The 17829-nt window shown below is 66.0% G+C and carries 15 protein-coding genes and 1 tRNA gene; 8 read left to right on the top strand and 8 right to left on the bottom strand.

The window, feature by feature from the left end; translation table 11 throughout:
* Window positions 1-14 precede the first annotated feature (14 nt).
* The 6 genes from rimO (at window position 15) to L6Q21_RS04970 (ending at window position 6549) form a co-directional block, all read left to right on the top strand.
* Entirely contained in the window at window positions 15-1316 is a 1302-nt protein-coding gene (gene rimO / locus L6Q21_RS05000; RefSeq protein ID WP_237829568.1) for a 30S ribosomal protein S12 methylthiotransferase RimO, read from the top strand.
* The gene (locus tag L6Q21_RS18085; RefSeq protein WP_336246226.1) at window positions 1313-1855 is read left to right on the top strand and encodes a methylated-DNA--[protein]-cysteine S-methyltransferase; all 543 of its coding nucleotides are present in this window, start codon (window positions 1313-1315) and stop codon (window positions 1853-1855) included. Before rimO ends, L6Q21_RS18085 begins: the two co-directional genes overlap by 4 nt.
* Window positions 1855-4137, top strand: coding sequence for a fused MFS/spermidine synthase (locus L6Q21_RS04985; RefSeq protein WP_237829539.1), 2283 nt, complete (start codon window positions 1855-1857; stop codon window positions 4135-4137). Before L6Q21_RS18085 ends, L6Q21_RS04985 begins: the two co-directional genes overlap by 1 nt.
* A gap of 287 nt (window positions 4138-4424) precedes the next feature.
* Entirely contained in the window at window positions 4425-5474 is a 1050-nt protein-coding gene (argC, locus tag L6Q21_RS04980; RefSeq protein ID WP_237829538.1) for an N-acetyl-gamma-glutamyl-phosphate reductase, read from the top strand.
* On the top strand, window positions 5471-6028 hold the full coding sequence (locus L6Q21_RS04975; RefSeq protein ID WP_237829537.1) for a GNAT family N-acetyltransferase: 558 nt from the start codon (window positions 5471-5473) through the stop codon (window positions 6026-6028). The genes argC and L6Q21_RS04975 overlap by 4 nt, the downstream gene beginning before the upstream one ends.
* A complete protein-coding gene (locus L6Q21_RS04970) occupies window positions 6028-6549 on the top strand; it encodes a gamma carbonic anhydrase family protein (protein WP_237829536.1) in 522 nt (173 codons plus the stop codon). Before L6Q21_RS04975 ends, L6Q21_RS04970 begins: the two co-directional genes overlap by 1 nt.
* A gap of 250 nt (window positions 6550-6799) precedes the next feature.
* On the opposite strand, the gene L6Q21_RS04965 is transcribed toward L6Q21_RS04970, so the two are convergent.
* Window positions 6800-6876: transfer RNA gene (locus L6Q21_RS04965), tRNA-Pro, on the bottom strand.
* Window positions 6877-7107: 231 nt separating this feature from the next.
* On the opposite strand from L6Q21_RS04965, the gene ccmA reads away from it, so the two are divergent.
* Window positions 7108-7671 (top strand): heme ABC exporter ATP-binding protein CcmA, encoded by a 564-nt coding sequence (gene ccmA, locus L6Q21_RS04960; protein WP_237829535.1) that lies wholly within the window; start codon window positions 7108-7110, stop codon window positions 7669-7671.
* 10 nt (window positions 7672-7681) lie between these two features.
* Here ccmA and L6Q21_RS04955 read toward each other — a convergent pair whose 3' ends face one another.
* The 7 genes from L6Q21_RS04955 to clpA form a co-directional block, all read right to left on the bottom strand.
* Window positions 7682-8593, bottom strand: coding sequence for a hypothetical protein (locus L6Q21_RS04955; RefSeq protein WP_237829534.1), 912 nt, complete (start codon window positions 8591-8593; stop codon window positions 7682-7684).
* Between the two features lie 113 nt (window positions 8594-8706).
* Entirely contained in the window at window positions 8707-9636 is a 930-nt protein-coding gene (locus L6Q21_RS04950) for a cation diffusion facilitator family transporter (RefSeq protein ID WP_237829532.1), read from the bottom strand.
* A gap of 51 nt (window positions 9637-9687) precedes the next feature.
* Window positions 9688-11748, bottom strand: a complete 2061-nt coding sequence (locus L6Q21_RS04945; RefSeq protein WP_237829567.1) for a DUF3857 domain-containing transglutaminase family protein — start codon at window positions 11746-11748, stop codon at window positions 9688-9690.
* 50 nt (window positions 11749-11798) lie between these two features.
* A complete protein-coding gene (ychF, locus tag L6Q21_RS04940) occupies window positions 11799-12899 on the bottom strand; it encodes a redox-regulated ATPase YchF (RefSeq protein ID WP_237829530.1) in 1101 nt (366 codons plus the stop codon).
* 2 nt (window positions 12900-12901) lie between these two features.
* Window positions 12902-13474 (bottom strand): aminoacyl-tRNA hydrolase, encoded by a 573-nt coding sequence (gene pth, locus L6Q21_RS04935; protein WP_237829528.1) that lies wholly within the window; start codon window positions 13472-13474, stop codon window positions 12902-12904.
* Between the two features lie 3 nt (window positions 13475-13477).
* Entirely contained in the window at window positions 13478-14089 is a 612-nt protein-coding gene (locus L6Q21_RS04930) for a 50S ribosomal protein L25/general stress protein Ctc (RefSeq protein WP_237829526.1), read from the bottom strand.
* Between the two features lie 343 nt (window positions 14090-14432).
* Window positions 14433-16775 carry an ATP-dependent Clp protease ATP-binding subunit ClpA gene (gene clpA / locus L6Q21_RS04925; protein WP_237829525.1) on the bottom strand — a complete coding sequence of 781 codons (2343 nt, stop codon included), beginning with the start codon at window positions 16773-16775 and terminating at the stop codon, window positions 14433-14435.
* A 332-nt stretch (window positions 16776-17107) separates the two neighbouring features.
* Here clpA and L6Q21_RS04920 point away from each other — a divergent pair.
* Window positions 17108-17829, top strand: a 722-nt coding sequence (locus L6Q21_RS04920) for an Npun_F0296 family exosortase-dependent surface protein (protein WP_237829524.1), incomplete at its 3' end; no start/stop codon positions are given.

Here is a 17829-nt window from a genome sequence, read left to right as displayed (position 1 = left end):
CGAAGAAGGTGGGGATGGTCTCGCTCGGCTGCCCGAAGGCGCTGGTGGACAGCGAGCGAATCCTGACGGCGCTGAGGTCCGACGGCTATCAGCTTTCCGGCGATTACGCCGGCGCCGATGTGGTGATCGTGAACACCTGCGGCTTCCTGGACAGCGCCAAGGCCGAAAGCCTGGAGGCGATCGGCGAGGCGATGGCCGAAAACGGCCGGGTGGTGGTGACCGGCTGCATGGTGAACGAGGCGGAGACCATCCGCCAGCGCTTCCCGGATGTGCTGGCGGTGACCGGCCCGCAGCAATATGAGGCGGTGGTGGGCGCGGTGAAGGAAGCGGCGCCGATGCCGCCGCAGCCGTTCCTGGACCTGGTGCCCGCCCGGCTGGAGCTGGAGGGCGGGCTGAAGCTGACGCCGCGCCATTACGGCTATCTGAAGATTTCCGAGGGCTGCAACCATCGCTGCAGCTTCTGCATCATCCCCTCGATCCGGGGCGACCTCATGTCCCGCCGGCCGGACGCGATCCTGCGCGAAGCGGAGAAGCTGGTGGCCGCCGGGACGAGGGAGCTGCTGGTGATTTCGCAGGATACCTCGGCTTATGGGCGGGATTTGCGGCATGCGCGCTTTGGCAAGCAGGAACAGCGCGCGCATATCACCGATCTGGCGCGGGATTTGGGGTCGCTCGGGGCTTGGGTGCGGCTGCACTATATCTATCCCTACGCACATGTGGACGAGCTTATCCCGCTGATGGCGGAGCGGGTGGTGCTGCCTTATCTCGACATTCCCTTCCAGCATGCCTCACCTGCCGTGCTGAAGGCGATGCGGCGGCCGGGGAACGAGGGGCTGGTGCTGGAGCGTATCCGCAACTGGCGCGCCGCCGTGCCCGATATCGCCATCCGCTCCACCTTCATCGCCGGTTTCCCCGGCGAGACGGAAGAGGATTTCCAGTATCTGCTGGACTGGCTGGAGGAGGCGCAACTGGATCGGGTGGGCTGCTTCGCCTATGAGCCGGTGGAGGGCGCGGTGGCCAATGCGCTGCCCGGCGCCCTGCCGCGCGAGGTGCGCGAAGAGCGGCGCGACCGCTTCATGGCGAAGGCCGCCGGGATTTCCGCGCGCAAGCTGCAGGCGAAGATCGGCCGCACGCTGGAGGTGATCGTCGACGAGGCGGACGGCGAGGGTGGCGCCACCGGGCGGAGCAAGGCCGATGCGCCGGAGATCGACGGGCATGTGCTGCTGCGCGACGCGCCCGGTGCCCGGCCGGGCGATATCCTGCGGGTGACGATCGAGGATGCGGACGAGTTCGACCTGTTCGGCGTGCCGGCGTGAGCTTGCGGCTTTCCCTGCTGGACACGCCGGTGGGGCCTCTGGCGCTGGCGCACGACGGGGAAGGGCGGCTCTGGGCGGCGGAGTTCCATGACGATCCGGCGCGGCTGACCCTCAGCCTGGGCCGATTCGGGATCGGGCCGCTGGCGCCGGGCGAGGTTCCCGCGCCGCTGCATCTGCGGGACGCTTTCGCCGCCTATTTCGCCGGCGAGTTGCGGGCGCTGGAGGGGCTGGAGACCGGCTTCGGCTTCGGCAGCGACTTCCAGCGCGCCGTCTGGGCGGAGCTTCGGCGCATCCCGCCGGGGCAGACCCGCAGCTATGGCGACATCGCCCGGGCGCTGGGCGGCGCGGCTTCGGGCGCCGGGCCGAACGCCCGCGCGGTGGGCACCGCGAACGGCCGCAACCCTTTGGCCATTGTCGTTCCCTGCCATCGTGTTATCGGTGCGGATGGAAGCCTGACCGGTTACGCCGGCGGGCTGCAACGAAAAGCGTGGCTCCTCCGTCATGAGGGATGGATGGAGGCGCAAGGGAGGTTGATCTGATGCCTGAAACAGCGGCTGTGCCGGTGATCAGCCGGCTTGCTTTGCGGCCGCTGTTTGTGGGAATCGTTTTCCTCGGCAGTTTCCTGCTGTTCCTGGTGCAGCCGCTGGTGGCGCGGCTGGCGCTGCCGGTGCTGGGCGGTTCGCCCAGCGTCTGGAACACCGCCATGCTGTTCTACCAGTCGGCGCTGCTGCTGGGCTATGCCTATGCCCATGCCCTGCAGCGGCTGCCGTTCCGCACCCAGACCCTTGTGCATCTGGCCCTGTTCGCGGCCGCCGCGCTGACTCTGCCCATCGGCCTTCGCGAACTGGGCGGGGCGGATACCGGGTCGGCGGCGGCGCTGTGGCTGCTGAAGCTGCTGGCGCTTTCGATCGGGCCGGTGTTCGTGGCGGTGGCGGCGCAGGCGCCGCTGATGCAGGCCTGGTTCGCGCGCTCGGGCGATGGGGAGGCGGCCAGCCCCTGGTTCCTCTATGCCGCCTCCAACGCCGGATCGCTTTCGGGGCTGCTGGCCTATCCCTTCCTGCTGGAGCCTTTTTCCAGCCTGCCGTTCCAGCAGATGCTGTGGTCGGCCGGCTATCTGCTGCTGATGGGGCTGGTGGGGCTGGGCGGCTGGCTGATCCTGAAAGCGGGCGCGCGGCCGCCGGCGACCGTGCCCGACCATGTGTCGGCGCATGGCGCCCGGCCGGTGGGCTGGGGGCGGCGGCTGCACTGGCTGCTGCTGGCGGCGGTGCCGTCGGGGCTGATGCTGTCCACCACCACCCATATCACCACCGACATCATGGCGATGCCGCTGCTCTGGGTGCTGCCGCTGGCGGCCTATCTCATCAGCTTCATCCTGGTCTTTTCCGCCGGCGGCGCGGGGGTGACGCGGATCGCCGTCTGGGTGGCGCCCATCGCCCTGCTGCTGTTCGGGGCGGGGGCGATGCTGTCGTTCGAGCGCTCGGCGACGGCTTATGGCATGTCTTCCCTGCTGCTGCTGCTGATCGTCGCCACCGCCTTGCACGGCACGCTGGCGCAGGACCGGCCCGCCGCCAGCCGGCTGACCGAATTCTATCTGTGGATGGCGGCGGGCGGCGTGGTGGGCGGGCTGTTCCCAGCGCTGATCGCGCCGCAGGTCTTCGACTGGGTCTATGAGCATCCGATCCTGCTGCTGGGGGCGGCGCTGCTGCTGCCGGCGAAGCCGCTGACGCAGCGGATCGGCGCCCTGTGGACGGGGGAGGGCCTGGGGTCGCGCCTGCTTCGGATCCTGGTGCCGCCGCTGACGCTGGCGCTCGGCTGGTGGCTGGGGGCGGTCTATGAGGCGAGCGCCACGCCGCCGTTGCAGGTGGCGGCGATCCTGTGGATGGCGGCGATGGCGATCCTGGCGATCGGCCGGCCGCTGATGTTCGCCTGGACTCTCGCCATGCTGATGCTGGCGCTGGGCGGCTGGCAGCAGATCGACGTCTCCACCATCGACCGGGCGCGGCAGCGGAGCTTCTTCGGAATCTATTCGGTGGAGAACAGCAACAGCACCGCGACCCGGCGGCTGCGCCACGGCACGACGCTGCATGGCGCGCAGTCGCTGGTGCCGGAACGCTCGCGCATGCCGCTGACCTATTATGCGCCGCAGAGCGGTGTCGGGCTGGCGATGGAGGCGGCGCCGGAGCTGTTCGGGCCACGGGCGCGGATCGGAGTCGTCGGGCTGGGGACGGGGACGCTGACCTGCTACGCGCGCGGAGAGGAAAACTGGACGCTGTTCGAAATCGACCCGCTGATGGTGGAACTGGCGACCGACCCGCAAGTCTTCTCTTTCCTCAGCCAGTGCAAGCCGGACGCGCGGATCGTGGTGGGGGACGCGCGGCTGAAACTGGCGGACGAGCCGGCCGGTCGCTTCGACCTGCTGGTGGTGGACGCTTTCTCCTCCGACGCCATTCCGCTGCACCTGCTGACGAAGGAGGCGTTCCAGACCTATCGCCGCACCCTGTCCGCGGATGGCGTGCTGCTGGTGCATGTTTCCAACCGCTTCCTCGATCTGGAGCCGGTGGTGGCGGGGATCGCGAAGGAGATGGGCGAGGCCGCGCGGATGCGAATCTACGTGCCCGACGCTGAAGGGGTGGATGAGGGGTATAACGCCTCCATCTGGATCGCGCTGGCGGCCGACGACGCGGCCATGACCCGCTTCACCGAGGCGAGCGGGCAGAGCGAGGATTGGGTACCCTTGCGCGGCAAGGAAGGCGTGCCCGTCTGGTCGGACGGCTTCGCGTCCGTGCTTCCGGTGTTGAAGCCCTTCTGGAAGGCGTTTTAGGTTGGGGATTCCTATTTCCCCTTCCTTCGTCGCCCCGGGCCTGACCCGGGGTCCAGCTTTCTTCTTCCAGCGCCGTGGCTGCGGAAAAGCTGGACCCCGGGTCAAGCCCGGGGCGACGGCTGTTGGAAATGTCCGGTGTCAGGCCGGCGAGCGTCCAATTGCCGTCGGTTTGTGAACGGCAGGATCGCCACTCCTTTCCTGTCAGTCGGATGGCGCCTGACGGGTCTGTTGCCGGCAAGAGCCTCTCAAATGATTCCATTTGAATGGGACATGCTCTAAGGGAGGGCATGTCCACCGCCCCCATCCGCATCGCAGTCCTTGGCGCCTCCGGCTACACCGGGGCCGATCTCGTCCGCCTGGCGCTGACCCACCCCCGGCTGGAGATCGCCGCGCTGGCCGCGAACCAGAAGGCGGGGCAGGAAATGGCGGACATCTGGCCGCATTTCGCCGCCTTTCGCAACCTGCCGAAGCTGGTGCGCGCCGACGCCATCGACTGGGCCGGCGTGGACGCGGTGTTCGGCTGCCTGCCGCATGCGGCGTCCGCCGAACTGCTGTCGACGCTGGAGCCGCGAATCCGCATCATCGACCTTTCCGCCGATTTCCGCCTGAACGACCCTGAAGTCTATGGCGAATGGTATGGGGCGACGCATCCGGCGCCGCAGCTGCTGGCGGACGCCGTCTACGGCCTGACGGAAATGGCGCGGCCGAAGCTGTCGGAGGCGCGGCTGGTGGCCTGCCCCGGATGCTATCCGACGGCGGCGCTGCTGTCGCTGCTGCCTGTGGCGCAAGCCGGGCTGATCCGGCCGGCGAACATCACCATCAACGCCCTTTCCGGCGTGTCGGGCGCGGGGCGGGGGCTGAAGGAAGGCAATCTCTTCACCGAAGTGTCGGAAGCGGTGGGGCCTTATGCCGTCGGCCGCCACCGGCACATGCCGGAGATCGAGCAGGAGCTGGGCAAGGCCTTCGGCGCGCCGATCGCCGTGAGCTTCACGCCGCACCTGCTGCCGATGAACCGGGGCGAGCTGGAGACGATCACCGTCGAGCTGGCGCAACGGCGGACGGTGGCGGAGCTTCGCGCCTGCTACGAGGCGCGCTATGCCGAAGAGCCCTTCGTGCACCTGCTGCCGGACGGCGTGGCGCCGGCGACGCGGATGGTGCGCGGCTCCAACCATATGGTGCTGAACGTTTTCGCCGACCGGGTGCCGGGCCGGGCCATCATCGTCGCCGCCATCGACAATCTGGTGAAGGGCTCTTCCGGGCAGGCGATCCAGAACATGAACCTGATGTTCGGCCTGCCGGAGACGACGGGGCTGGAAGCCGCGCCGCTTTTCCCATGAGCGAGGGGGCGGTGTTCGAGACGGAGCGGCTGTGGCTGAGGCCGTGGGTGGAGGCGGATCTGCCCATGCTCGCCAGCTTCTCCCTGGACCCGGTGCTGATGCGCCATTTCGGCCGCGCCGACCTGCTGGACGACAGCGTGGAGCGGCTGCAGCGGATGCAGCGCTTCGACCGGGAATTGGGCTTTGCCTTCAAGGCGGTGGTGCGCAAGGCGGATGGCCGGATCATCGGCAATTGCGGGCTGAAGCCGATCACGCTGGCGCCCGAGGTGATGCCGCTGGCGCGCGCCGAGGATATCGAGATCGGCTGGCTGTTCCGGCAGGATTGCTGGGGGCAGGGCTATGCGCTGGAGGCGGCCTCCACCATGCTGGAATGGGGGCTTTCGCTGGGCGAGCGGGTGATCGCGCTGACGGCCGCCAGCAACGAAGCCAGCTGGGGGCTGATGCGGCGGCTGGGGATGGCGCATATGCCGGACTGGGATTTCGACTATCCCGAAGTCGAGGAAGGGCATTTCGCCCGCTCGACCGTGGTCTATGCGAAGGAAAGGCCCTCCTGATGCCCGTCCACCCCTTTGCCGGGCAGGCGCCCCGGATCGATTCCACCGCCTGGGTGGCGCCGGGCGCGCAGGTGATCGGCGATGTGGAACTGGGGGCGGGGGCCTCCATCTGGTACAATGTGGTGGTGCGCGGCGACGTGATGCCCATCCGCATCGGCGCGCGCTCCAACATCCAGGACGGCTCGATCGTGCATGTGACCCGCAAGCTGGCGGCGACGATCATCGGCGAGGATGTGCTGGTGGGGCATCTGGCGATCATCCACGGCTGCACGCTGATGGACCGCAGCTTCGTGGGGCTGGGCGCGGTGGTGATGGACGGCTGCGTGATCGAGCCGGAGGGCATGCTGGGCGCCGGCGCGCTGCTGAGCCCGGGCAAGCGGATCGGCCCGCGCGAATTGTGGCTGGGGCGGCCGGCGAAGCTGGTGCGGCTGTTGAGCGAGGAGGAAGTGGCGCGGAATCTGGCTGGGGCGGCGGGCTATGTCGAGCTGGCGAAGATGCACCGGGGGAGCCTGGGGGAATAGCGGGCCGCGGCCCGATACTGAACGCGCTGGAAACTTGCGAATTGCCGCATTTGCACGATCGCACCGCAATGGAAGGCCGCGAGCAGGGCGGTGCCGCATCGACAAGGAAGAAGGCGTTCGATAGCCGGGACATATGTTCACGACACAAGCCGCAAATCCGCTGCCGCTGCCGTCTGCCTGCCCGACAGGCAGCGCGGGGCACGGGCAGCTTTCGCTATCCATGCAACCGGCTGCCTGTTCGGTGAGAAAATGGTCGGAGCGACAGGATTCGAACCTGCGACCCTCAGACCCCCAGTCTGATGCGCTACCAGGCTGCGCTACGCCCCGACGAAGGACGGGCCATAAGGAAGGCAGGCGGCGAAGGCAAGGGTGGAATTCTTGCCGTAGCGGTTCGCTTCGAGGGGGAAACCTGCGATTCTGGTCCGGCTGCGTTTTCTCTGGCTTGGCCTGGGGCTCGGCTTTTTGCCTGGTTAGGTGCTGGAGAAAGAAAGCTGGACCCCGGGTCAAGCCCGGGGAGACGGGTGGCCTGGTTCAAGGCCAATCCTGTTCGGCGTTGCCATGCTGAGGGCCGAGGGGATCGCGCTGGTGCGCGGCGGCCGGCTGTTGTTCGAGGGGCTTTCCTTCGAAATGGCGGAAGCCGGAGCGCTTTTGGTGACCGGGCGCAACGGGGCCGGGAAGTCCTCGCTGCTGCGGCTGGTTGCGGGATTGCTGGAACCGGATGAAGGGGCGTTCGCCAACCCCTTCCCGACGGCGCTTCTGGCTTCGGAACAGGCGTTGAAGCCGGATCGGCGGGTGGAAACGGAACTGGCCTTCTGGGCCGGTCTCGACGGTGCGTCGCGCGCGGCGATGCTGGCCGCAGCGGAGGCGATGGCGGTGACGCCGCTGCTGGATTTCCGCTGCGGGCAGCTTTCCTCCGGCCAGCGGCAGCGGGTGGCGATCGCCCGCACCATCGCCAGCGGCGCGAGGCTGTGGCTGCTGGACGAGCCGGCCAACGCGCTGGACGCCGCCTCGGAAGAGCGGCTGCTGGCGGCGATCGCCGCGCATCGGGCGGCCGGCGGGCTGGTGATGGCGGCGACGCACCAGCCGCTGCCGCTGCCGGGGGCGGCGGAACTGGCGCTTTGAAGGGCTGAAGTCAGAATATCTCGAAACGCAGGCGGATATGGCGGGGGCCTGTGTACCAGTTGGTGGTGAGGTCGATCACCGCCTCGCCCCTGCCGCCCGCCACCAGCACGCTGTCGGCTTTGGTGGCGTCGTCGGAGAAGCCCGATCTTTCCCACCGGGCGCTTTCGGCCAGCGGGGTCATCTGCAGCCGCTCGCCGGACCGCAGGCGGAGCGGACGGCTGTTTTCGAAATAGACGCCGTCCGGGCCTTCGCGCGGAACCAGCTCCACGGGCTGGCCATCATATTCGATCGCCGGGTGCGGCCCCGGCGCCCGGTCGTCGACGCGCAGCTTGCGCACGCCGAACCCCACCGCTCCCGCCACCGGGCTTTCCCGGCCGAGCTTCAGCAGGCCGTCCTCGACGGTGAAGACGAGGCTGCTGCCGGCGCCGGCCAGCAGCAGCCCGCCCTTTTCGAAGCGCGGCTCGGCATGGCTTGCGCCGACGGATTCCAGCAGCTCGTCGAAATTGCGCGCCGGTTGCGCCAAAGCGTCCAGATCGACCTGGATCAGCCCGCGCAGCGGGTCGTGGCGGTAGATGTCCAGCGAGAGATAGCCGCCGGAGCCTTCGAGCGCCCATAGCACGACGTAGCTCGCCTTCCTGTCGCGGATCAGCTTCAGGTTGCGGGTCCAGCCGTCCGCCAGCAGCATGCGATAGCTGCCGTCGCGCTGCTCGTAGAGGCTGGAGGCGTGGCTGTCCGTTTCCAGCAGCCGGTAGGTGATGAAAGCGGCATCCGTGGCGCCGTCGCCGTCGAGGTCCAGCTCCTCCACCTTGTCGACGCTTGCGGTCTGGCCGGTCTCGCGGTCGAGCATGGTTTTCAGGGCCTTCGCGGAGAAGGGGGCGGTGGCGGGGAAAAACCGCTCGTGCAGCTTGTCGGCGGCGTTCATCACATTGGGGTGCCGATGATGGCGGCGGCCAGCAGCCCAAACAGGGTGACCAGCCAGTGCTGCTTGAGCCAAAGCACGAATTTGCTCAACTTTCCCTCCGGTTCGAAAGGGCGCTACAGTTCCGTCGGGTCGGCGGTGAAGACGATGGTCAGCCAGCGGTCCGGCCCGCCGCCGCCGATGGCGTCGCCGATCTCGGCGCGCAGATCGTCGAAATGCTCGAGGCTACGCGGCGGCATATCGGGCCATGCCAGCACAGAAATCTCGATGAACCGGGCGCGCCCGGTTCGAGTCACATAGCTTTCGTAGGACTGGAAACCATGTCGTTCGACGAAGCTTTGCATTACCTGCTGGACATGTCGGTCAAGCTCAGGTGGAACGATCTGGAAGATGTCTCGGAAGGCGATCTTTGCATCCTGCCAGGGCATGGGGAAGATCAGGAGCGAGATCAACACCAGGATGGCCGGGTCTAGATAAGGTAGCCACCGTTCCAACCCTCTGTATTGCATTACTAGCGCTGCCACGAAAGTCAGCAACAGTGCCGCGTCCATCAGCCCGGACATCGCCCATGATTTCATGTCGAGTCGAACCAGCGCGGAATTGAGCCTTTCATTCTGCCGCGACAGCCACAACCATGTGCCCAGCGAGATGATTGCCGAAAGGAGCGCGTAACCCACGGCTGGTCCCAGTTCGGGGGTGCGGCCGCCTGTTTGAAGGCTCTGGATGGCTCCGAGGAAGCCGAACAGCAGCAACATCATCAGAACGCCGGAGTTCAACGCCATGACCAGCGGCTCGAGATGCCAATAGCCATATTGGAACTTGCTGTTGCTCTCCCGGGCCACCAGCCGCGCGACGACCAGCATAAGCCAGGTAGCCCCCGCATCTACCACCGAGAACATGCCGTCGAACAGGATCGCGAGCGAGCCTGAGATGAGGCCGAACAGCACGCCGAGCCCCGACACCAAGAAGGTCGCCGCGATCGACAGGCGAAGGAGCGAGGCTTCCAGCTCGCTCTTCAGTGCAGTTGCTCGTTCGATCGCCCCCATAGGGGAAGAATAGTGGGGATAGGGGGTGCTAGGGAAGGGGCCGAGCCGAATTTACAGGCCGGTGGAAGACGGGAGGCAGGATGCCCAATCCGCTATCCAGTCGACCTCGTCCGTGGCAGGCACTTTCACGCTTGCGGTCTTTGCAGCCTTCTTGCGGTGGGGATCGTAGGAAATCCTTGCCATGCTGTTGTTGAAGCCGGCGATGCGATCATTGTCTTTGCGGGTGCTGGCAGCATCGATTTCCGGTTGATCGACGCGCAGGCCGCGCACCATTCGGATCGTGCCGTCGCGCGTATCGAAAGCCCGGTAATAGGTCTTTCCGAAGATCCGGGTGACGAAGCCCGAGTTTGTCGACCAGTTTTCCAGAGCCGTGCCCGTCGGCAGCCTCACCGTCGTCACCGAGCAACTGAAATCCGGCTTGTTGTAATAGGGAAGCTCCTGGTCCTGCTCGTCTGGCCTGCCCCGTCTTTCAGGTGGGTTGAAGCCGCCGCCCGGCAGCGTCAGCGATCTTTGGCCATCGCCGTCGTCGTCCCAGTCCTGCACCCAGGTGCCGCGGACGGTCAGCACGCTTGCCTGTGCTTTCTGGTCAAAATGCCATCGCGCTTCGTCAACGGTTTGCCAGGAATTGCCCGTGAGTTCCTGCCGAAGGCCATTCTGCAGCTGGTCCGCGGTCAGCGCGGAAAAGCCGACATATTGCCGCAGGCCTTCGATACCCCGGCGAATGGATTTCATCGTCACGCGGGCAGGCTTGTCGAAACCTGCTCGCGCGTCGATGTCGAACAACATGATCTCGTGGGGGCTGGCGGCGGGCTGCCATGGCAGCGGTTCAAGGCCATTGCCCTTCGCCGTGAGCGGAAGAATCCATTTGTAGGGAAACGGCGGGCGAGCGTCCGGCGACACAACGGGGGGCAATGTGCCGTCCAGCCAGTAAGTCTGTCCGCCGATTCGTGCCCTTACGAGAACATGGTCGAACATCCCGGGGTTGGGCAGCCGTTCGTCGAGCCCGTCGTCTATGCCGCTGTTGCTGACCAATACGGGCTCGGCGCCGATACCCATCTCGGAGAGCAGGGCGATCAGCAAGGCTGTCTTGCCCTTGCAGTCGCCGTAGCGGCGTTCCCATGTCTCTTCCGCGGTGGCAGGCGTCAGGTTGCCGCCGTTCAAGCCCACATAGATGTAGCGAACGTCCTGCTGAACCAGCTTCAGCGCCGCGGCTGCGCGCGCAAGATCATCGGGATGAGCCGCAGCGATGCGCGCCGCTTCCTTGCGGATCGGCGAACTGGCGTCCAGCCTGATCGCCTTCGTGTAAAGCGGGCTGAAGTGGCGCGAGACAGCCTCCCAGTCGGCAAAGCTGCTGTATTGCACGATTCGCTGCCATTGATAGCGGGCCGGCGCGTCTTTGGGCGGCGCCAGCAAAGGTGGATTGTCGAAGCGGAAATCCACGCTTTGATCCGTCTTCTGCATGGCTGCGGCCATGTCTGCCGTCATCTTCAGTTTGGGAGCCTGATTGTTGGCCCAGCTCATGCCGAGGCGGTAACGGCCCGGGTGAGGGTCTGGCGCCAGCAGAAGGAGCCCGGCGCTATTCTGTCCCAAGGTCGGGTCGTTCACCAGGGTGGTCATGGCGAGTTCCAGCTCGTCCCCCACGCGGAGGTCGGGAACACGCAGGACGGCGGTCAGCGTCCCGTCGAGCCTTGCGGCCTCCAGCTGGTTCTCGCGCCGCAGGATCTCGAATTTGGTTTTTTCCAGCACATCGATGACCCCGCCATCGCGGTGCACCTTGATCATGTGCACGGTGGTGGCCCCATTGGCGGGGTTCCAGGCAATCGAAAGATTTCCTGCCTCCAGCGCGGATGGGTGGAGCAATTTGATATGAGTGCCGAGAAATTGTGACTGGCCGTTCTCGTCGAGACGAACGAGAGAGTCGCTTCGGCGCACAAATATGACCCCGCCGGCATTTTCGGGGACGGGTAAGGGTTCCGATGACGACACCCAGGACGGGACCGGCCCTATAAGCACTTGATCGCTCTGCCCCAGAGCCGGTCCACTGACGACCACAGACGCTAGAAGCAACAAAACCGAAAAGCGCAAGATAAACCCTCCAGGCTCGGCAGGCATCATGCCCGCCGACATACAGAAATCAATCTGCCGGGAACAGGAATCTTCGTCTAGTTACTGTGCAGGAAATGCATCACGTCGCCGTCCTGGACGACATAGGTCTTGCCCTCGGCGCGGAGCTTGCCATGCTCGCGGGCGCCGGCTTCGCCGTTGAACTGCACGAAATCCTCGTAGGCGATGGTTTCGGCGCGGATGAAGCCCTTCTCGAAATCGGTGTGGATGACGCCGGCGGCGTTGGGGGCGGTGGCGCCCTTCTCCACCGTCCAGGCGCGGGCCTCCTTCGGGCCGATGGTGAAGAAGGTGAGGAGGTGGAGAAGATCGTAGCCGGCGCGGATGATGCGGGCGAGGCCGGTTTCCTTGAGGCCCAGCGCTTCCAGATATTCCGGCCGGTCTTCAGGGGCCATGGTCACGATCTCCGCCTCGATGGCGGCCGAGATCACCACGGCGCCGGCGCCCTGCTTAGCCGCCATTTCGGCGACGCGGGCGGAAAAGGCGTTGCCGGTGGCGGCCGAGCCTTCGTCCACGTTGCAGACGTAGAGGACGGGCTTGCCGGTCAGCAGTTGCGCCTGCGCCAGATGCCGCTTCTCGTCCGCGTCGGATGGTTCGGCGAGGCGGGCGGGCTTGCCGTCGCGCAGCAGGTCGAGCGCCTTTTGCAGCGCCTGGGCGGCGGATTTCGCCTCCTTGTCGCCGCCCTGGCCTTTTTTCAGGAGGTTCGGGACCCGGCGTTCGAGGCTTTCGAGGTCGGCCAGCATCAGTTCGGTCTCGACCGTCTCGGCGTCGGCCACCGGGTCTATACGGCCTTCGACATGGGTGATGTCGTCGTCCTCGAAGCAGCGCAGCACATGGACGATGGCGTCCACCTCGCGGATGTTGGCGAGGAACTGGTTGCCCAGCCCTTCGCCCTTCGACGCACCGCGCACGAGGCCGGCGATGTCGACGAAGCCGAGCTGGGTTTCGATGATCTTCTGCGAATTGGCGATCTTCGCCAGCACGCCGAGGCGCGGATCGGGCACGCCGACGTTGCCGACGTTCGGCTCGATGGTGCAGAAGGGGTAGTTGGCCGCCTGCGCCGCCGCCGTTTCGGTGAGCGCGTTGAACAGGGTCGACTTGCCGACGTTCGGCAGGCCCACGATCCCGCAGCGGAAACCCATGCTTAATTCTCCTGTTGGCGCAGCGCCAGATCGTTCATGAAGCGTGCCTCATCGCCGCTGGCGAGGAGCGGCGCAAGGTCTGCGATGGCGCCCAGCATGTGGACGAGGGCGTCTTCATCGGCTTTGGCGAAATTCCCCAGCACATGGCCGGTGACCCGTTCCTTGTGGCCGGGGTGGCCGATGCCGATTCGCACCCGGCGGAAATCGGCGCCGACATGCTGGATGATGGAGCGGATGCCGTTCTGCCCGGCCGCGCCGCCGCCGGTCTTCACTTTCACGCGGAAGGGCTCGAGGTCGAGCTCGTCGTGGAAGACGGTGAGGGCGTCGGGCGCCAGCTTGAAGAAGCGAAGCGCTTCGCCGACGGAGCGGCCGCTTTCGTTCATGAAGGTGGCGGGCCGCAGCAGCACCACCTTCTCGCCGCCCAGCCGGCCTTCAGCCGTCAGGCCCTGGAAGCGGGCTTTCCATGGGGAAAAGCCGTGGACGCTGTGTATCGCGTCCACGGCCATGAAACCCACATTGTGGCGGTTGAGGGCGTAGGCCGGGCCGGGATTGCCCAGCCCGGCGAACAGCAGCATGGCTCAGCCTTCGGCCGCTTCGCCTTCGGCGGCTTCCTGGCTCTTCAGACCGGAGGGCGCGGCGATGGTGGCGATGGTGAAGTCGCGGTCGTCGATCACCGGGGTGACGTCCTTCGGCAGCTTCACCGCCGAGATGTGGATCGAGTCGCCCACGTCGAAGCCGGTCACGTCCACGACGATATAGTCGGGGATGGCGTTGGCGGGGCACTTCAGCTCGACTTCGTGGCGCACCACGTTCAGCACGCCGCCGCGCTTCAGGCCCGGCGAGGCGGCTTCATTCTCGAAGCGCACCGGCACATTCACTTCCACCAGGGTGTTGGCGCCCACGCGCAGGAAGTCCACGTGGATCGGGCGGTCGTTCACCGGGTGGAACTGCACATCGCGCGGCAGGGTGAGATATTTCTGGCCGTCGAGCTCGATTTCCACCGTGGAGTTGGTGAAGAAGCCGGTTTGCAGCAGCTTCACCAGCCGCTTTTCCTCGACGTGGATGGAAAGCGGGGCTTCCTTGTTGCCGTAGATCACGGCCGGCACCCGGCCTTCTCGCCGCATCGCCCGGGAGGCTCCCTTGCCAGCCCGGTCGCGTGCTTCCGCGGCGAGCGTCAGCACATCAGACATATGATTCTCCAATCGTTCATCGCCCGGCACCTCCAGGGTGTGCCGGCTCGCGAAGCGCGGGCCTATAGCGGGAAGCGGGGGGGAAGGCAATGTGGGAAGGAGAGGGGATTCGAATGCGGAGGTTGGAGCCGCCTTGTCGTCCCGGGCTTGGCCCGGAGGCCGGCTTTTCTACCGGCAGCGCGGTGGAGGAATAAAGCTGGACCCCGGGTCAAGCCCGGGGTGACGGGGGTGGGCTTTGAGGATCGGGGGTGCAGGGGAAACATTCCCCTGCTGGGTCCAGGGCGAAGCCCTGGCCGCCGGAGGCTNCCCCTCCCCCTGACAGGGGGAGGGGCTTTTTCCCGGCCTAGTCTTTTTCCTCCGTCGGGGCGGGGAGGGCGGTGGCCTTCTTCTTCTGCCGCTTGGGCTTGGGGGCGGCGGCGATGATCTCGAAGGCGGGCTGGTCGTCCTTGATGTGGACGCGCACCTCGCCGCCGTTCGCCAGCTTGCCGAACAGAAGCTCGTCGGCGAGCGGGCGCTTGATCGTCTCCTGAATGACGCGGGCGAGCGGCCTTGCGCCGTATAGCTTGTCGTAGCCGCGGGCGATCAGCCAGTCCTTGGCGTCGTCGGCGATGGAGATGTGCACGTCGCGTTCGGCCAGCTGCATTTCGAGCTGGATGATGAACTTGTCGATCACCCGGCCGACGATCGCCGGCGGCAGATAGTCGAACGGCACGATCGCATCGAGGCGGTTGCGGAATTCCGGCGTGAACATCCGCTTGATCGCCTCCTCGTCCTCGCCGACCCGCTGGCCGGCGCCGAAGCCGATGCCTTCGCGCGCCATGTCGGCGGCGCCGGCGTTCGTCGTCATGATGAGGATGGTGTTGCGGAAATCCACCGTCTTGCCGTGGTGATCGGTCAGCTTGCCGTTGTCCATCACCTGCAACAGGATGTTGTAGAGATCCGGGTGCGCCTTCTCGATCTCGTCCAGCAGCAGCACGCTGTGCGGATTCTGGTCGACGGCGTCGGTCAGGAGCCCGCCCTGGTCGAAGCCGACATAGCCCGGAGGGGCGCCGATCAGCCGGCTGACCGAATGCCGCTCCATATATTCCGACATGTCGAAACGGGTCAGCGGAATGCCGAGGATATGGGCGAGCTGGCGGGCGACTTCGGTTTTCCCGACTCCGGTCGGGCCGGAGAAGAGATAGCTGCCGATGGGCTTGTTCGCGTCGCGCAGGCCGGCGCGGCTGAGCTTGATGGCGCTGGACAGGAGGTCGATCGCCTTGTCTTGCCCGAAGACCACGCGCTTCAGGTCACCGTCCAGACTTTCGAGCGCCTTCTTGTCGTCGGTGGAGACGGACTTCGGCGGGATGCGGGCCATGGTGGCGACCACCGCCTCGATCTCCTTCACGCCGATCACCCGCTTGCGCTTCGATTCCGGCAGCAGCATCTGCGCCGAGCCGCTTTCGTCGATCACGTCGATCGCCTTGTCGGGCAGCTTGCGGTCGTTGATGTAGCGCGCCGACAGTTCCACCGCCGACTTGATGGCGTCGGGCGTGTAGCGGACATTGTGGTGCTTTTCGAAGGCCGGCTTCAGGCCGGTCAGGATCTTCACCGTGTCCTCGACCGTCGGCTCGTTCACGTCGATCTTCTGGAAGCGGCGCAGCAGCGCCCGGTCCTTCTCGAAATGGTTGCGGAACTCCTTGTAGGTGGTGGAGCCGATGCAGCGGATCGCGCCCGAGGACAGCGCCGGCTTCAGGAGGTTGGAGGCGTCCATCGCGCCTCCGCTCGTGGCGCCGGCGCCGATCACCGTGTGGATTTCGTCGATAAAGAGCACGGCGTGCGGCAGCTTTTCGAGTTCGGAAACGACATTCTTCAGCCGCTCCTCGAAGTCGCCGCGGTAGCGGGTGCCGGCCAGCAGCGCGCCCATGTCGAGCGCGTAGATGGTGGCGGGCTTCAGCACGTCCGGCACTTCGCCCTGGATGATCTTCAGGGCGAGGCCCTCGGCGATCGCCGTCTTGCCGACTCCGGGGTCGCCCACATAGAGCGGGTTGTTCTTGGAGCGGCGGCAGAGGATCTGGATGGTGCGGTCCACCTCGGCCTCGCGGCCGATCAGCACGTCGATCCTGCCGCTCTTCGCCTTTTCATTGAGGTTCACTGTGAACTGCTTCAGCGCCGATTCCGGGGCCTTGGGCCGCTCGCCTTTCTTCTCGTCGCGCTCGGCCGTCTGCTCCTCGGCGCCCTTGGGCGCCTTGGTCTCGCTCATGCCCGGGGCCTTGGCGATTCCGTGGCTGATGTAGGAGACGGCGTCGAGCCGGGTCATGTCCTGCTGCTGCAGGAAATAGACGGCGTGGCTTTCGCGTTCGGAGAAGAGCGCGACCAGCACATTGGCGCCGGTCACCTCCTCGCGGCCCGAGGATTGCACATGCAGGATGGCGCGCTGCACCACCCGCTGGAAGCCGGCGGTGGGGGAGGGGTCGACCGAACTGTCCGCCTTCAGGCTGCCCAGCTCGGTGTCGAGATAGCGGGTGACCTGCGCCGACAGCTCGTCGAGGTCGACCCCGCAGGCCTTCATCACGACCGAGGCGTGGGTGTCACCGATCAGCGCCAGCAGCAGATGCTCGAGCGTCGCATATTCGTGGCGGCGGCGGCTCGCCTCGGCCAGCGCGTTGTGGAGAGTGGATTCGAGGTCCCGCGAGAATGAGGGCATCTGATCTTCCTGCTCTTGCCGGTGGGAGTCCGGCTTACGACCCAATGTCACCACGCTTCAATAAAAGTGCAAGGGGTGGGGCGCGAAGCTGCGATGCGGGGGCGGAAAGATGGGGTTGCAGCCGGGTTCATGCGCCGGAAGTGTTTGGTAAACAGCGAATTTCACTTTTTTGCACATGGAGTGCAAACTGTCGGGACGATTTACAGGAGTAACGGCAGTGTCATAAAAAAAGCGATGGAATCTGTTTTGTTCCAGTATGATGTTTGGATGGCACGGTTCTTGCTGAATTCCTGGCATCCGACGGATTTGCCGTCGTGCAAGGAGAATAGAGAATGAAACTCTGGATTGGTGCAGTGGCCGCGATGGCGCTCGTGGCCCCGGCTCAAGCGGCCGTGCTGTTCAACTATGAGCAGCCCGGCAGGAAGAACACCACGGCGACGTTCGACTATTCCGGCGTGGAAACCTTCAACGCCCGGTCGGTCGGCTCGAACCAGTCGTTCACCACCACCTTCGGCACGGAAAATGACCCGCTGGTGATCACCGGCGTCTACACCGGCGTGAACGTGGCCGCCGGCAACCAATATGGCGGCGACAACGGCAGCAACTTCGCCACCATCAGCTCGACCACGGGCTACACGCTGAGCCTGTCGACCAGCGACGGCAGCCCGCTCACCTATTTCGGCTACTGGCTGACGGCGCTCGACGGCAACAACCAGCTCGAGTTCCTGAAGAATGGCGAAGTGATCGCCACCATCAAGCCGGCCGACGTGATCGGCAACACCGGCGGTTGCCCGGGCGCTTATTGCGGCATGCCGGACGGCCCCTTCGCCGGCCAGAACGCTGGCGAGCCCTATGCCTTCATCAACATCTATTTCACCGATGGCGACAGCTTCGACGGCGTCCGCTTCTATCAGGCGTCGGGCAGCGCCGGATATGAGTCCGACAACCACACCGTCGGCTATTACACCGCCTTCGGCGGCGTGCCGGAACCCACCACCTGGGCGATGCTGATCGCCGGCTTCGGCCTGGTGGGCGCGGCGGCCCGCCGTCGCCG

Origin of the sequence: Sandaracinobacteroides sayramensis (assembly GCF_022014495.1) — a bacterium.
In the GTDB taxonomy this organism is placed as follows: Bacteria; Pseudomonadota; Alphaproteobacteria; order Sphingomonadales; family Sphingomonadaceae; genus Sandaracinobacteroides; species Sandaracinobacteroides sayramense.
This window is presented reverse-complemented; position numbering and strand designations above follow the sequence as displayed.

What these genes read in the sequence shown, in the direction of transcription:
- rimO (WP_237829568.1), top strand. Translation starts at nt 15, where the DNA reads ATGGTCTCGCTCGGCTGCCCGAAGGCGCTGGTGGACAGCGAGCGAATC.
- L6Q21_RS04985 (WP_237829539.1), top strand. Translation starts at nt 1,855, where the DNA reads ATGCCTGAAACAGCGGCTGTGCCGGTGATCAGCCGGCTTGCTTTGCGG.
- argC (WP_237829538.1), top strand. Translation starts at nt 4,425, where the DNA reads ATGTCCACCGCCCCCATCCGCATCGCAGTCCTTGGCGCCTCCGGCTAC.
- L6Q21_RS04975 (WP_237829537.1), top strand. Translation starts at nt 5,471, where the DNA reads ATGAGCGAGGGGGCGGTGTTCGAGACGGAGCGGCTGTGGCTGAGGCCG.
- L6Q21_RS04970 (WP_237829536.1), top strand. Translation starts at nt 6,028, where the DNA reads ATGCCCGTCCACCCCTTTGCCGGGCAGGCGCCCCGGATCGATTCCACC.
- ccmA (WP_237829535.1), top strand. Translation starts at nt 7,108, where the DNA reads ATGCTGAGGGCCGAGGGGATCGCGCTGGTGCGCGGCGGCCGGCTGTTG.
- L6Q21_RS04955 (WP_237829534.1), bottom strand. Translation starts at nt 8,593, where the DNA reads ATGAACGCCGCCGACAAGCTGCACGAGCGGTTTTTCCCCGCCACCGCC.
- L6Q21_RS04950 (WP_237829532.1), bottom strand. Translation starts at nt 9,636, where the DNA reads ATGGGGGCGATCGAACGAGCAACTGCACTGAAGAGCGAGCTGGAAGCC.
- L6Q21_RS04945 (WP_237829567.1), bottom strand. Translation starts at nt 11,748, where the DNA reads ATGCCTGCCGAGCCTGGAGGGTTTATCTTGCGCTTTTCGGTTTTGTTG.
- ychF (WP_237829530.1), bottom strand. Translation starts at nt 12,899, where the DNA reads ATGGGTTTCCGCTGCGGGATCGTGGGCCTGCCGAACGTCGGCAAGTCG.
- pth (WP_237829528.1), bottom strand. Translation starts at nt 13,474, where the DNA reads ATGCTGCTGTTCGCCGGGCTGGGCAATCCCGGCCCGGCCTACGCCCTC.
- L6Q21_RS04930 (WP_237829526.1), bottom strand. Translation starts at nt 14,089, where the DNA reads ATGTCTGATGTGCTGACGCTCGCCGCGGAAGCACGCGACCGGGCTGGC.
- clpA (WP_237829525.1), bottom strand. Translation starts at nt 16,775, where the DNA reads ATGCCCTCATTCTCGCGGGACCTCGAATCCACTCTCCACAACGCGCTG.